Source organism: Labrys monachus, from assembly GCF_030814655.1.
Lineage (GTDB): Bacteria > Pseudomonadota > Alphaproteobacteria > Rhizobiales > Labraceae > Labrys > Labrys monacha.
In genome coordinates, this window is record NZ_JAUSVK010000001.1 from 4,036,393 (window position 1) to 4,048,787 (window position 12,395).

Below are 12,395 nucleotides of genomic sequence, written 5' to 3' on the forward strand. Positions count from 1 at the left end.
CGTTCAGGCCGACCACCCGCCGTCGATGACGTGGACCTGTCCGGTGGTGTAGGTCGCCCCGGCGAGATAGACGACGAGATCGGCGATTTCCTCCGGCTGGCCGATACGGCCGATCGGCTGGCGGGCGATGAAGGCCTTGCGCGCGGCTTCATAGTCGCCCGTCGCTTCCAGGCGCTCGCGCAGGGACGGGCTTTCGACCGTGCCGGGAGCGATGGCGTTGCAGCGGATGCCCTTGCTGACATAGTCGGCGGCGACCGACTTGGTGATGCCGACGACGGCCGCCTTCGAGGCCTGGTAGGCGAAGCGGTTCGGCACGCCCTTCACGCTCGAGGCGAGCGACGCCATGTTGATGATGCTGCCATCCCCCTTTTCCAGCATGCCCGGCAGGAAGGCGCGGATCATGCGGAACATCGCGGTGACGTTGAGGTCGAACGCGAAGTTCCAGTCCTTCTCGCTGCACTCCAGGATGGTGCCGCCATGCACGACGCCGGCGCAGTTGAAGAGGATGTCGACATCCTTGGCGTGGAGATGGGCGAAGGAGGCGATGGCATCCGGCGACAGGACGTCCAGACGGGCGACCGTGACGCCTTCGATGGCGGCAAGGTCCGCCAGCTTGTCGTCGGCGATATCGGTCGCGATCACGCGCGCGCCGGCGCGGGCGAGCGCTTCCACCGAGGCCCGCCCGATGCCCTGGGCAGCCGCCGTGACCAGCGCGGTCTTGCCCTTCAAGGAAAGAGTCATCTCCATTCTCCGTCTTATGATTTCGATTCAAACCGATAGAGTATCGGGCGATTTGCGTTGTACGAGCAGGATGTGATCGGCAGCAAGGACGACTTCGTCACGCTGGTTGATCACCTCGCAGCGTTCGATCACCCTGCCCTGGCCGGGCCGCTTGGGATCGTCCTCCTTGGCGAAGACGGTTACGCGCGTGCGGGTGGTGTCGCCGATGAAGACCGGGCGCACGAAGCGAAGGCGGTCATAGCCATAGGAAAATGCCACGGGATTGATCAGCGTCGCGGTGAGGCCGATCCCGACGGCGAATACCAGCGTGCCGTGTGCGATGCGCTGGCCGAAGGCCGAATCCTTCATGAATTCGGCGTCCATGTGGTGGGGAAAGAAATCCCCGGTATGGCCGGCGTGGACGACGATATCGGTCTCGGTGATGGTGCGGCCTGTGGTCAGGCGCACATGGCCGAGCTGGTAGTCCTCGAAATGGACGGTCTGTTCGGCCATCGTTTCCTCACGGACGGGGAGCAAGGGGCGTCGCCGGCGCGGCGCTGGACGCGAAGGCCGCCTCGACCAGCGCCATGGTGGACCAGGCATCCTCGAGCGAGGCGGCGAGTTCGGCGTCCTCCCCCGAAGCGAAGCGCTGGAGATTGGCCATGCGCCCGACGAAGGCGTCGGGGAACCAGCCGCCCGTCAGCGGCACCTGCACCCAATCGGCCTCGCCCTTCGGTCGCAGCCAGACCTCGTCGGGTTCGCCGCGGGGATAATCGAGCAGCAGGCCTAGCTTGACATGCGCGGCGCCCTCGGTGCCGTCGAAGCGGAACTCGGCCACCTGGTTGCGCCGCCCGAAGGCATGGTTGTGGTTGATCGACAGGGTACAGCGGACGTCATCACCATAATCGAGGATCGCCGAGGTCCGCGTCTGCGCCATCTCGGAGGCGGGATGGCCGATGGTCTTGGCGTGCACGCCGGCGGGGTCGCCGAGGAAGGAGCGGATCAGATCCAGATAATGGATCGAATGCACGGCGATCTCGACGCGCGGCATGCCTTTGAGGAAGGCGAACAAATGCCAGGGCGTGTCGATGGCAAGATGGACCTCGACGTCGACGAGCCTGCCGAGCAGGCCGCGCGCCACGGCATCCTGCACCGCCAGCATCATCGGCGAGAAGCGGAGCTGGAAGTTGACGGCGGCCTTCAGGCCCTTGGCCCGCGCCAGTTGGAGGATCGCGGTGGCTTCGGCGAGATCGCGCCCCATCGGCTTCTGCAGCAGCACGGCCGCACCGTCCGGCAGCCGCCGCAGCACGTCGAGATGGGCGCCGGGCGGCGTAGCGAGATCGAATACCGCGTCCGGAACGGCGGTCGCCTCGTCGAGGCTGCCGAACACCCGTTCGACGCCGAAATCGGCGGCGACCCTTTCGGCCCGGGCCGGATCGAGGTCGAACAGGCCGGCGATCGGGAATCCCGCCTTGCGATAGGCAGGAAAATGCGCATCGGCGACGATCGATCCCGCGCCGACGGTGACGATCGGCCGGGCCTCTGCCGGCATCGGCCAGGATTGGCGCAGGACAGCCGGATCAAAGGACATGGACACCGCCCTCTCGGTCGAGAGGCACCGCTCCCGGGCGCGCGGACATCCTGTCCGCCCTTCCCGTCCACGAGCGCACCCGTCGCAGGCCGGCTGCAACCGGCTGCGGCTCAAGAGGCGGGCGGGATGCCCGCGCTCCCAGGGAAGCCCCGTCAGTCATGGTGGAAGACCTCTTCCATCGAGGCCCACCATTCGCCTTCCGCGCGGGTCTCGAGCGGCGCCTGCATCGGCATGCAGATCTTCCACCAGTCCTGCGTGACCGGATCGGCCGCCATTTCCGCCGCATCGGCCGCGAAATCGGTGCCGTGATATTCCCAATAAGCGAAAAGCAGGTTTTCCGGCTCGCGCAGGAAGATCGTGTAGTTGCGGATGTGGCATTGCGAGATCCGCGCCAGCACGCTCGGCCAGACATCCGCATGGATGCGCTTGTATTCGGCGATATGCTCTGGCCTGAGGCCGAGGATCATGCCCATGCGCTTCATCGTCGCTTCCTCCCTTATGCGCTTATCTCGCGCGTGAATTCCGGAACGCTGCGCGCCTTGACGGCGTCCCAGTCCCAGTCGATGCCGATCCCCGGCTCGGAGGGCGCGAGCGCCATGCCGTCCTCGATCGTCATGCCCTTATGGGTGAGATCGTCGAGCTGGGGAATATATTCGACATATTTTCCGTTCGGGACCGCGCAGGTCAGGCTGACATGCAGCTCCATCAGGAAATGCGGACAGACCGGGATGTCGAAGGCTTCCGCCGCATGGGCGACCTTGAGCCAGGGCGTGATGCCGCCGATGCGCCCCACATCCGTCTGCACGATGGAGCAGGCGCCCTTGGCCATATATTCGCGGAAATGGCGGATCGAGTAGAGCGATTCGCCGATCGCGATCGGCGTCGAGGTCGACCGCGTCAGCCGTACATGGCCGTCGATGTCGTCCGCCGGCAGCGGCTCCTCGATCCAGGCGAGGTCGAGCTCTTCGAATCGGCCGGCGCGGCGGACGGCCTCGTCGACCATGAAGCCCTGATTGGCATCGGTCATGATCTCGAAGGCGGAGCCGACGGCGGCGCGCACCGCCGAAAGCCGCGCGAGGTCCTCCGAGACATGCGGCCGCCCGATCTTGACCTTCGAGCCGCGAAAGCCCTTCGCCTTGGCGGCCAGCGCGTCCTCGACCAGCGCTTCGCGCGGAATATGCAGCCAGCCGCCCTCGGTGGTGTAGAGCGGGCAGCGGTCCTTGGCGCCGCCGGCGAGGATCCAGAGCGGGAGGTTCTGGCGTTTCGCCCGCAGGTCCCACAAGGCGGTGTCGATGGCGGCCAATGCGATGGCGGAGATCGCCCCGATCGTGGTGGCATGGGTCGCGAATTCGAGGTCGTGCCAGATCGCTTCGATACGGTCGGCGTCGGCGCCGATCAGCCGCGGCGCCAGATGGTCGGCGAGGAGGCGCATCACGGAGGAGCCGCCGGTGCCGATCGTGTAGGAATAGCCGGTGCCGACGGCGCCGTCGGCATCGGTGATCGTCACGATCGGCGTCTCCTGCGAGACGAAGCTTTGAATGGCATCCGTCCGCTTCACCTTGGGCGGAAGGTCGACCATGCGCAGTTCGATTTTCTCGATGCGGGCCATGCGTCAGCTCCTGCGCGGGATGGCACGGCCGGTGTCGGCCGCGAAGAGATGGGCGTTGGAAAGGTCGAAGCTCATCGGAACCGGCGCTCCGATGGCGAGCGGACGCGGGTTCAGCATGCGCGAGACCCATTCGCGGCCGGCGAACTCGACGAAGACGAGCGTCTCGTTGCCGAGCGGCTCGGTGAGCGCGACCTCGAGGTCGCGCTGGTGCACGGCGGCGGCGTCGCCCGAATGCAGGCCGTGCCCGGTGGGATAGAGGTCGTCCGGCCGCAGCCCGAGGGTGATCTTCCGGCCGGGCGCCAGCTCGGGCGCGAATTGCGGCGGGATGGGCAGGCCGTCCCCGTTGGCGAACCGGATCCGGTCTCCCTCGACCACCGCGTCGACGAGGTTCATCGGCGGCGATCCGATGAAGCCGGCGACGAATTTCGTCGCCGGGCGGGAGAACACCTCGTCCGGCGTGCCGACCTGCTCGATATGGCCGTCGCGCATGATGACGATGCGGTCGGCCAGCGTCATCGCCTCGACCTGGTCGTGGGTGACGTAGACGACAGTCGCCTGCACCTTGGCGTGCAGCTTCTTGATCTCCGTCCGCATCTCGTTGCGCAGCTTGGCGTCGAGGTTGGACAGCGGCTCGTCGAACAGGAACACCTCGGGCTGGCGCACGATGGCCCGGCCCATGGCGACGCGCTGGCGCTGGCCGCCGGAGAGCTGCGACGGCCTGCGGTCGAGCAGCGGCTCGAGATGCAGGATCGCCGCCGCCTCCAGCACGCGGCTGTCGATCTCGGGCTGCGGCCGCCTGGCGATCTTCAGCGAGAAGCCCATGTTCTCGCGCACCGTCATATGCGGGTAGAGCGCATAGGACTGGAACACCATCGAGATGTTGCGCGAGCGCGGGGGAAGGTCGTTGACGACGTCGCCGCCGATGCGGATCGATCCGCCGGAGACGTCCTCCAGCCCTGCGATCATGCGCAGGGTGGTGGACTTGCCGCAGCCCGACGGGCCGACCAGGGCGATGAATTCGCGGTCGGCGATGTCGAGATCGATGCCGTGCACGATCTCCACGTCGCCGTAGCGCTTGACCAGCTTCTGGAGCGAGACAGTTGCCATGAATCAGCCTTTGACGGCGCCGGAGGTGAGGCCGGACACCAGATGTTTCTGCACGATGAAGGTCAGCGCCAGCGCCGGCACGATCATCACGACGGCGAGGGCGCACATGCCGCGCCAGTCGATGGTGAATTCGGAGGTGTAGTCGAGCAGGCCCGGCGGCAGGGTCCGCGAGGCGACCGAGCGCGTCAATTGCGAAGCCAGCGCGAATTCGTTCCACGAGGTGAGGAAGGCGAAGATGCCGGAAGAGGCGATGCCGGGCCCCGCCAGGGGAAATTCGACCGTCCAGAACGCCTGCCAGCGCGTACAGCCGTCGATCTGCGCGGCTTCGGCGAGATCGCGCGGCACCTGCCGGAAGAAGCCGTCGATGAGCCAGATGGTGAAGGGGATGTTCAGCGCGACATAGGTGAGGATCAGCGCGAAATCGGTGTCGATGATGTGCAGCCGCGAATAGACGATGAAGAGCGGCAGCATCAGCGCCACACCCGGCACGGTGCGCGTCAGCATGAAGGCGAGGAAGAGCGCCGACTTGCCCTTGAAGCGGAAGCGCGCGAAGGCGTAGCCGCCGGCCATGCCGACCCCGAGCGCGATCACCGTCGAGGTGACCGAGATGATCAGCGAGTTGCGGAAATAATCGAAGACGGGCACTCCGCCCTGCCCCGCCGCACCGAACATGGCGGTGAACGCGTCGAGCGACAGGCTCTGCGGGATCCATACCGGCGGCTTGGCCATGATCTCGACGGTCGGCCGCAGCGCGTTGAGCACGATCCACGCCCCGGGCAGGCAGATGAAGAGCATGGCGAGGAACAGGCCGACGGCGTGGCCGGCCGCGGCGAGGCGGCGGCTGTTGCGGGAGGCGCGATTGCGATCGACCGCCATGATCACCACTCCGCCGCGATCTGCGTGCGGGCGGCCGCCAGCTTGCGATAGAAATAATAGGTGAAGGCGATGGACAGCAGGATCGAGAAATAGGCCATCGCATTGGCGTAGCCCATATGGCCGCTGCCGTTGAAGGCGGTGCGGCCGATCAGGGTCCAGATCAGCTCGGTGCGCCCGGCCGGGCCGCCATCCGTCATGATCTTCACGATGTCGAAGGCCCGGCCGACATCGAGGGAGCGGATGGTCATGGCGATATAGGCGAAAGGCATGATGAACGGCCAGGTGACATAGCGAAAGCTCTGCCAGGGCGTGCAGCCGTCGACACGCGCCGCCTCGATCGGCTCGCGCGGCATGGCGAGGAGACCGGCCAGGATCAGGATGGCGAAGACGGGCGTCGACGACCAGACTTCCGCCATCAGGATGGCGAAGAAGGCGAGCGCGCCGTTGATCAGCCAGGGGATCGGCGTCTGCGTGACGTGCAGCGATTGCAGAGCGTTGTTGATCAGCCCGACATTGTCGTTGAACATGAATTTGAACTGGAAGCCGACCAGGATCGGCGAGAACATCATCGGAAACATCAGGAGCGTGCGCAGCACGCGCTGGCCCCGCGTCGCCTTGTCCACGAGGATGGCGAGGCCGAGGCCCAGCAGCATCTCCAGGTTGAGCGCGACGGTGAGGAGCAGCACCGTGCGCCCGAACGCCCACCAGAAATCGGTGTCCGCCAGGATGTTGGCATAGTTGCGCAGCCCGATGAAGACGAAGAGCGTGTTGGGCCTGATCAGCTGATAGGGCGTGAAGCTCGAATAGAGCGACAGCGCCAGCGGCACGATCACCACCGCGGCGAGGATCAGGATCGCGGGCAGGAGCAGCAGGAAGGGCGTGCTGATACGGAAGGGCTTCATCGCCTCGGTTTCAGGCTGGAGGGGCGTGAATTTCACCCTCCCCTGGAGGGGGAGGGGCGGCTCGCAGAGCTGGATGGGGTGAAAAGGCTCGACGTTCCAAAGCTTTAGGGCATTTCAGAAAGATGGTATTCTCCGCAGGAAGGCACCCCACCCCGAGGCTCCGCCTCGACCCTCCCCCTCCAGGGGAGGGTGAAGAATGCCTCGCCGCGTTCGAGACCGGCTACATCTTGCCGGCGTCCTGCAGCACCTTGATCGCCTTGGCGTCGGCGTCGGCCAGCGCCTGCTTGACGGTCTTGTCGCCGAGAACAGCGGCCTGCCATTCCGGATAGACGGCATTGGAGATGTCGATCCACTCGGCGATCGGCGGCACCGGAAAGGCGTTCTTCGCCGCTTCCTGGAAGGCGGTCAGCACTTCGGTCTTGTAGGCGTTGCCGTTCGCCTGCTGGATGTCCCAGTCCCACACCGCCGTGCGGGTCGGCAGCGAGCCATTGGCGGCTTCCACCTTCTGGCTGTCCTCATTGGTCAGCCACCAGACGAGCGAGGCGGCGGCATCCTTGTGGGTGCAGGATTCGGTCACCGAGAAACCGTGGGCGCCCGACCAGCCCGAGCGCTTGCCGGAAGACCCCATCGGCTGCACGATCACGCCGACATTGCCGGCGACCTTGGAAGACTTGGGGTCGTTGAAGAACGTCGCCCAGCCCGGCCAGTCGAGATCGAGCGCGATGGTGCCGGAGGCGAAGCCCTGTCCGAGATCGTCCCAGAGATAATTCGTGGTGCCGGCCGGAACGGCCTTGGCCTTGTAAAGGTCGACGAACCATTGGAGGGCGCGCTCGCCGGCCGCGGAATTGAAGGCCGGCTTGCCGGCGTCATCGATATATTGCCCGCCCTCGGCGACCAGCAATTCATAGAAGCGGCCGTTGATGGCCTCCTCCTTGCCGGCGAATTCCGTGCCGTAGAAATTGGGCGGGCTGGAGAAGAAGATCGCCTGGTCGCCGAATTCCTTGAAGGTCTTGGGCGGTGCCAACTCGTAGCCGTATTTGTCCTTGAACGCCTTCCTGCGGGCATCGTCGGTATAGAGGCTCTTCTGGTAATAGAGCGCGGAGACGTCGAACTGGGCCCGCGGCAGCATCAGCAGCTTGCCGTCTATCGTCGAGGCCTTGAGGTTGGCGGGAACGAACTTGTCGAGCTCTTCCTTGGGCAGGAGCGGCGTCAGGTCGGTGTAGAGATCGGGATAGCCCGGCGCGAAGGATGTGTGGTTCGAGCCGACGCACCAGGAGATGGTGCCGGAGGCGATGTCCGATTTGAATTCCTTGTCGAGGTCGAAATAGTTCTTCTTCGAGACGATGTTGACCTTGGCGCCGGTGGCCTTCTCCCAGGCGGCGATGCGCCCGTAGAGCGGCTCGTATTGCTGGCCGCCGATGAGCTTGGCGTCGATGGTCACGCCCGGAAAGGATCCCGGCAAGCCGTCCGCCATGGCGGGCCCCTGCCCGACCGCGAGCGCCAGCATCGAGGCCCACAGCATCGTCTGTCTCATCATTTCCTCCCTTGCCGTGCCTGCCCGCGGGCTTGATGCCCGCCAGGAAACAAAGTCTCTTGTCTTGCCCAAATTTGGATGCAACATTTACTAGCAAATCATACGCATTCCGCCCTGTCAATCGACCGGTGGACCTCGCCGCGCCGCCATGGACGGCCCGGCGCCCGGCCAATAGGGTTCACCCGAGACGTGGCATCAACCCGACATGGGGTATCCGCCGATGAACGAAGGCCATGACGCAGACCGCTATCGGGCTCCGGCGCTGGACAAGGGACTGGATATCCTCGAATTGCTGGCGTCCGTCGACGGGGCCCTGACCCAGGCCGAGATCGCCAAGGCGCTCGGACGCACGCCGAACGAGAATTACCGCATGCTCGAGCGGCTGGTCCGGCGCGGCTACGTCGCCCGCAACGAGAGCGACCGCTACGAGCTGACGCTGCGCCTTTTCGGCCTCGCGCATCTGCATCGCCCGATCCGCCGGCTGGTGTCGCAGGCGACGCCGCTCATGCGGGACCTCGCCGCCCGGACGCTGCAATCCAACCATCTGGCGGTCTACGACCAGGCCGGCGTCATCGTGATCGCCCAGATCGATGCTCCCGGCTATTGGGGCATGGCCATCCGCGTCGGCGCGAAAGTGAGCCTGTTCAACACCGGCTCGGGCCACATCCTCATGGCGTTCCGCTCCGCCGAAGAGCGCGCCATGATGATCGCCGAGCACGAAAGCGCGCCGGACGACGAGCCGCCGGACGACCTGGAGGAGCGCCTCGCCCAGGCCCGCCTGCGCGGCTATGAGATCATGCCCAGCATGCAGACGGCCGGCGTCTACAACCTGTCGGCGCCGATCCTGGGGCCGGATGGCCACGCCCTCGCCGCGCTGACCTGCCCCTACATCTCCCCGCTCGGCCGCAAGGCGCCGGACATCGCCGAGGCGATCGCCATGATCGTCGAGGCCGCTTCGGTTCTTTCCCGTACGCTCGGCGGGCAGGCCGAGCCGGAGGAGGCATACGGCGCCCATGCAGGATAGGCCGGCCCGTCTCGCTCAGGAACGGCCGCCGCAATGAGTTTTTATTTGAATGAAACTTTCATTAGTGATTTATTCCATCGACCCAACGACGATAAAAGATCCGGGGGAACCGGCATGCCGCTCATCGACACCCATCTGCACATCGTCGACCTCGAGGCGCTGCGCTATCCGTGGCTCGACGGGGCCGAAGCGCTGCGCCGCACCTTCAGCTACCAGAGCTATGAGCGCGAGGCCCTGCGCTGCGGCATCACCGACGCCCTCCATATGGAGGTCGATGTCGACCCCGCGATGATCGAGGCGGAGAACGCCTATGTCGAGGGCCTGTCGCGCGCGCGACAGACCCTGCTGCGCGGCGCCATCAGCGCCTGTCGCCCGGAAAGCGTGGATTTCCCCGCCTTCCTCGAACGCCAATGCGCCAATCCCTTCATCAAGGGCTTTCGCCGCGTTCTTCATACCGAGCGCGACGACCTCAGCGAAGGCGCCCTCTTCCGCGCCAACATCGCACGTCTGGCCGGGACCGGCCGCCCCTTCGACCTGTGCGTGCTGCCGCATCAGATCGAGAAGGCGATCGCCGTGGCGGACAGCGCGCCCGACGTCTCGTTCGTGCTCGATCACTGCGGCGTGCCGGCGATCAAGGACCGCGCCGAGCATCCCTGGCGCGAGGCCGTCTCGGCATTGGCGAAGCGGCCCCATGTCGCCGCCAAGATCTCGGGCGTCGTCGCCTATGCCGACGGAGCGAACTGGACGGTGGCGGATCTGAGGCCGTTCGTCGAGCATGTCATCGCCAGCTTCGGCTGGGACCGCGTGGTGTGGGGCAGCGATTGGCCGGTCTGCACGCTCAACGCCTCGCTCTCGACCTGGGTGGCGGCGACGCATGCCCTGCTCGCCGGCTGCAGCGAAGGCGAGCGGGAAGGCCTGTTTCATCGCAATGCCCGGCGCATCTGGCGGCTGTAGCCCCGGAGCGCGGACATCCTCCGCCTTCTGTCCTCGCCGAACACCCCCCAAGAGCGGACAGGATGTCCGCGCTCCAGAGGTTGCCATGACGGAATTCAAGCCGACAGTCGGTATCGCCAGCACCTTTCCCGCCACCATGCCCGAAGACCACGCGGCGCTGCCGGTCTGGAACGCCGAGAACTGGTTCTACGAGGACTTCGAAGTCGGCCATAGGATCCGGTCCCTCCGGCGGACCATCTCCGAGGGCGAATCCATGCAGTTCAACGCCCTCGTCACCGACATGCATCCCTATGTCGCCGACGAGATCTTCGCCCGCAGCGAAGGCGTGTTCGGCAGGCGCCTGGTGGCCGGCGCCTTCGTGTTCTCAGCCGGCCTCGGCCTGGTCGCGACCAACTGCGTCAACGCCTTCTCCTACGGCTATGACAGGCTGCGCTTCATCAAGCCGACCTTCATCGGCGACACCATCTACACGATCCGCACCAATCTGGATAAAAGGCCGAAATATCGGGAGCTCGGCCTGATCCGCTGTTCCTACGAGGTGTTCAAGGGCGAAGGCGAGCTCGTGCTCTACTGCGAACATCTCCAGACCGTGAAATACCGCGACGCGGCGAGCTTCGCCCCTCTCTTCGAAGACAGAAACGAACGGTGAAATGACTGCGACCTCTCTTTCGGCGGACGACATCGGCGACGCCAAACTGCTGGACGGCATCCTCGTGCTGGATATGAGCCAGTTCCTGTCGGGCCCGTTCTCGGCCCTGCGGTTGTCGGACCTCGGCGCCAGGGTCATCAAGATCGAACGCCCCGACGGCGGTGACCTCTGCCGCCGCCTCTATCTTTCCGACACCGAGATCGGCGGGGATTCGACCCTGTTCCACGCCATCAATCGCGGCAAGGAGAGCTTTTCGGCCGATTTCAAGAACCCGGACGACGTCGCGGCCGTTCGCAGGCTGATCGCGAAGGCGGACGTGGTCATCCAGAATTTTCGTCCCGGGGTGATCGAGCGCCTCGGCCTCGACCATGCCGCCGCCGCCGCCATCAATCCCGGCATCGTCTATGCCTCGATCACCGGCTATGGCGACGATGGTCCGTGGAAGATGCGCCCGGGCCAGGACCTTCTCGCCCAGGCCCGCTCCGGCGTGATGTGGCTCAACGGCGACGAGGACCAGGGCCCCGTGCCCTTCGGCCTCGCCATTGCCGACCTCCTCGCCGGCAATGCCATCGTCCAGGCCGTGCTCGCCGCCCTCGTGCGCAAAAGCCGGACCGGCATCGGCGCCCATGTCGAGACCAGCCTGCTGGAGGCGCTCGTCGATTTCCAGTTCGAGGTGCTGACCACCTACATGAACGACGGCGGCAGGCTGCCGGTGCGCTCGTCCTTCCGCAACGCGCATGCCTATCTCGCCGCCCCCTACGGCGTCTACAAGACGTCCGATTCGTGGCTGGCGCTCGCCATGATGCCGCTGGACAGGCTCGCTCCGCTGCTCGACCTGCCTGACATCGCCGGCCTGCCGGCATCGGCCGCGTTCACCGAGCGCGACAGCCTCAAGCGGATCATCGCGGAGCGCCTCGCGGTGCGGCCGATCGCCCATTGGCTGTCGATCCTGGAACCCGCCGACGTCTGGTGCGCCGAGGTCCTGAACTGGCCCGCGCTCTATGCGAGCGACGGCTTCAAACTCCTCGACATGCTGCAGACGGTGGAGCGGGACGACGGCGTCTCGATTCGCACCACGCGCTCGCCGATCCGCGTCAACGGGGCTCGCCGGAAGATGGAGACGGCCGCTCCGCGCATCGGCGAGCATACCGTGAGGCTGCGGAAGGAATTCGGCCTCGACACGCCGTGACGACGAGGGAACGCCCTGCGTGCACGCCGGGCGCAGGGAGGACCATGCCTCCGACCGCCGCATGAATTCGGCGGAATTGCGTCGGCATTTCGCTTTTTAGATTCTTCCTCCCGGCCTATGGTGCGGGTCTGCCGGTGCGGACCTTCGCCGTGGATGGCCGGCCGACGGACGGAGATCCCCGTCCCGGTGCGGCTGCGGCGCTGGTCGTGCCGGTCGAAATCCGCAGATCGCCCAGCGGCC

The 12,395-nt window shown here is 65.9% G+C and carries 13 protein-coding genes; 4 read left to right on the forward strand and 9 right to left on the reverse strand.

Going from position 1 to position 12,395, the window contains the following annotated elements:
• Positions 1-3: 3 nt before the first annotated feature.
• From J3R73_RS18415 to J3R73_RS18455, 9 genes are all read right to left on the reverse strand, one after another.
• Positions 4-741, reverse strand: a complete 738-nt coding sequence (locus tag J3R73_RS18415; protein ID WP_307429975.1) for an SDR family oxidoreductase — start codon at positions 739-741, stop codon at positions 4-6.
• Between the two features lie 27 nt (positions 742-768).
• Positions 769-1,233, reverse strand: coding sequence for a MaoC/PaaZ C-terminal domain-containing protein (locus J3R73_RS18420; protein WP_307429978.1), 465 nt, complete (start codon positions 1,231-1,233; stop codon positions 769-771).
• A 7-nt stretch (positions 1,234-1,240) separates the two neighbouring features.
• A complete protein-coding gene (locus J3R73_RS18425; protein ID WP_307429980.1) occupies positions 1,241-2,317 on the reverse strand; it encodes a Gfo/Idh/MocA family protein in 1,077 nt (358 codons plus the stop codon).
• Between the two features lie 146 nt (positions 2,318-2,463).
• Positions 2,464-2,793: an L-rhamnose mutarotase gene (locus J3R73_RS18430; protein ID WP_307429984.1), complete on the reverse strand. Its 330-nt coding sequence runs from the start codon at positions 2,791-2,793 to the stop codon at positions 2,464-2,466.
• A gap of 14 nt (positions 2,794-2,807) precedes the next feature.
• On the reverse strand, positions 2,808-3,920 hold the full coding sequence (locus tag J3R73_RS18435; protein ID WP_307429987.1) for a mandelate racemase/muconate lactonizing enzyme family protein: 1,113 nt from the start codon (positions 3,918-3,920) through the stop codon (positions 2,808-2,810).
• 3 nt (positions 3,921-3,923) lie between these two features.
• Positions 3,924-5,027, reverse strand: a complete 1,104-nt coding sequence (locus tag J3R73_RS18440; protein WP_307429990.1) for an ABC transporter ATP-binding protein — start codon at positions 5,025-5,027, stop codon at positions 3,924-3,926.
• A 3-nt stretch (positions 5,028-5,030) separates the two neighbouring features.
• A complete protein-coding gene (locus tag J3R73_RS18445) occupies positions 5,031-5,903 on the reverse strand; it encodes a carbohydrate ABC transporter permease (protein ID WP_307429993.1) in 873 nt (290 codons plus the stop codon).
• Positions 5,904-5,905: 2 nt separating this feature from the next.
• Positions 5,906-6,805 carry a carbohydrate ABC transporter permease gene (locus tag J3R73_RS18450; RefSeq protein WP_307437475.1) on the reverse strand — a complete coding sequence of 300 codons (900 nt, stop codon included), beginning with the start codon at positions 6,803-6,805 and terminating at the stop codon, positions 5,906-5,908.
• 220 nt (positions 6,806-7,025) lie between these two features.
• Positions 7,026-8,339, reverse strand: coding sequence for an ABC transporter substrate-binding protein (locus J3R73_RS18455; RefSeq protein WP_307429996.1), 1,314 nt, complete (start codon positions 8,337-8,339; stop codon positions 7,026-7,028).
• A gap of 220 nt (positions 8,340-8,559) precedes the next feature.
• Between J3R73_RS18455 and J3R73_RS18460 the strand changes: the two genes are divergently transcribed.
• From J3R73_RS18460 to J3R73_RS18475, 4 genes are all read left to right on the forward strand, one after another.
• Entirely contained in the window at positions 8,560-9,363 is an 804-nt protein-coding gene (locus tag J3R73_RS18460) for an IclR family transcriptional regulator (RefSeq protein ID WP_307429999.1), read from the forward strand.
• A gap of 114 nt (positions 9,364-9,477) precedes the next feature.
• Positions 9,478-10,317, forward strand: coding sequence for an amidohydrolase family protein (locus tag J3R73_RS18465; RefSeq protein ID WP_307430002.1), 840 nt, complete (start codon positions 9,478-9,480; stop codon positions 10,315-10,317).
• Positions 10,318-10,402: 85 nt separating this feature from the next.
• Complete coding sequence (locus J3R73_RS18470) at positions 10,403-10,966, forward strand: MaoC family dehydratase (RefSeq protein WP_307430005.1); 564 nt, start codon at positions 10,403-10,405, stop codon at positions 10,964-10,966.
• Position 10,967: 1 nt separating this feature from the next.
• A complete protein-coding gene (locus J3R73_RS18475) occupies positions 10,968-12,155 on the forward strand; it encodes a CaiB/BaiF CoA transferase family protein (protein WP_307430007.1) in 1,188 nt (395 codons plus the stop codon).
• The last annotated feature ends 240 nt before the right edge of the window (positions 12,156-12,395 follow it).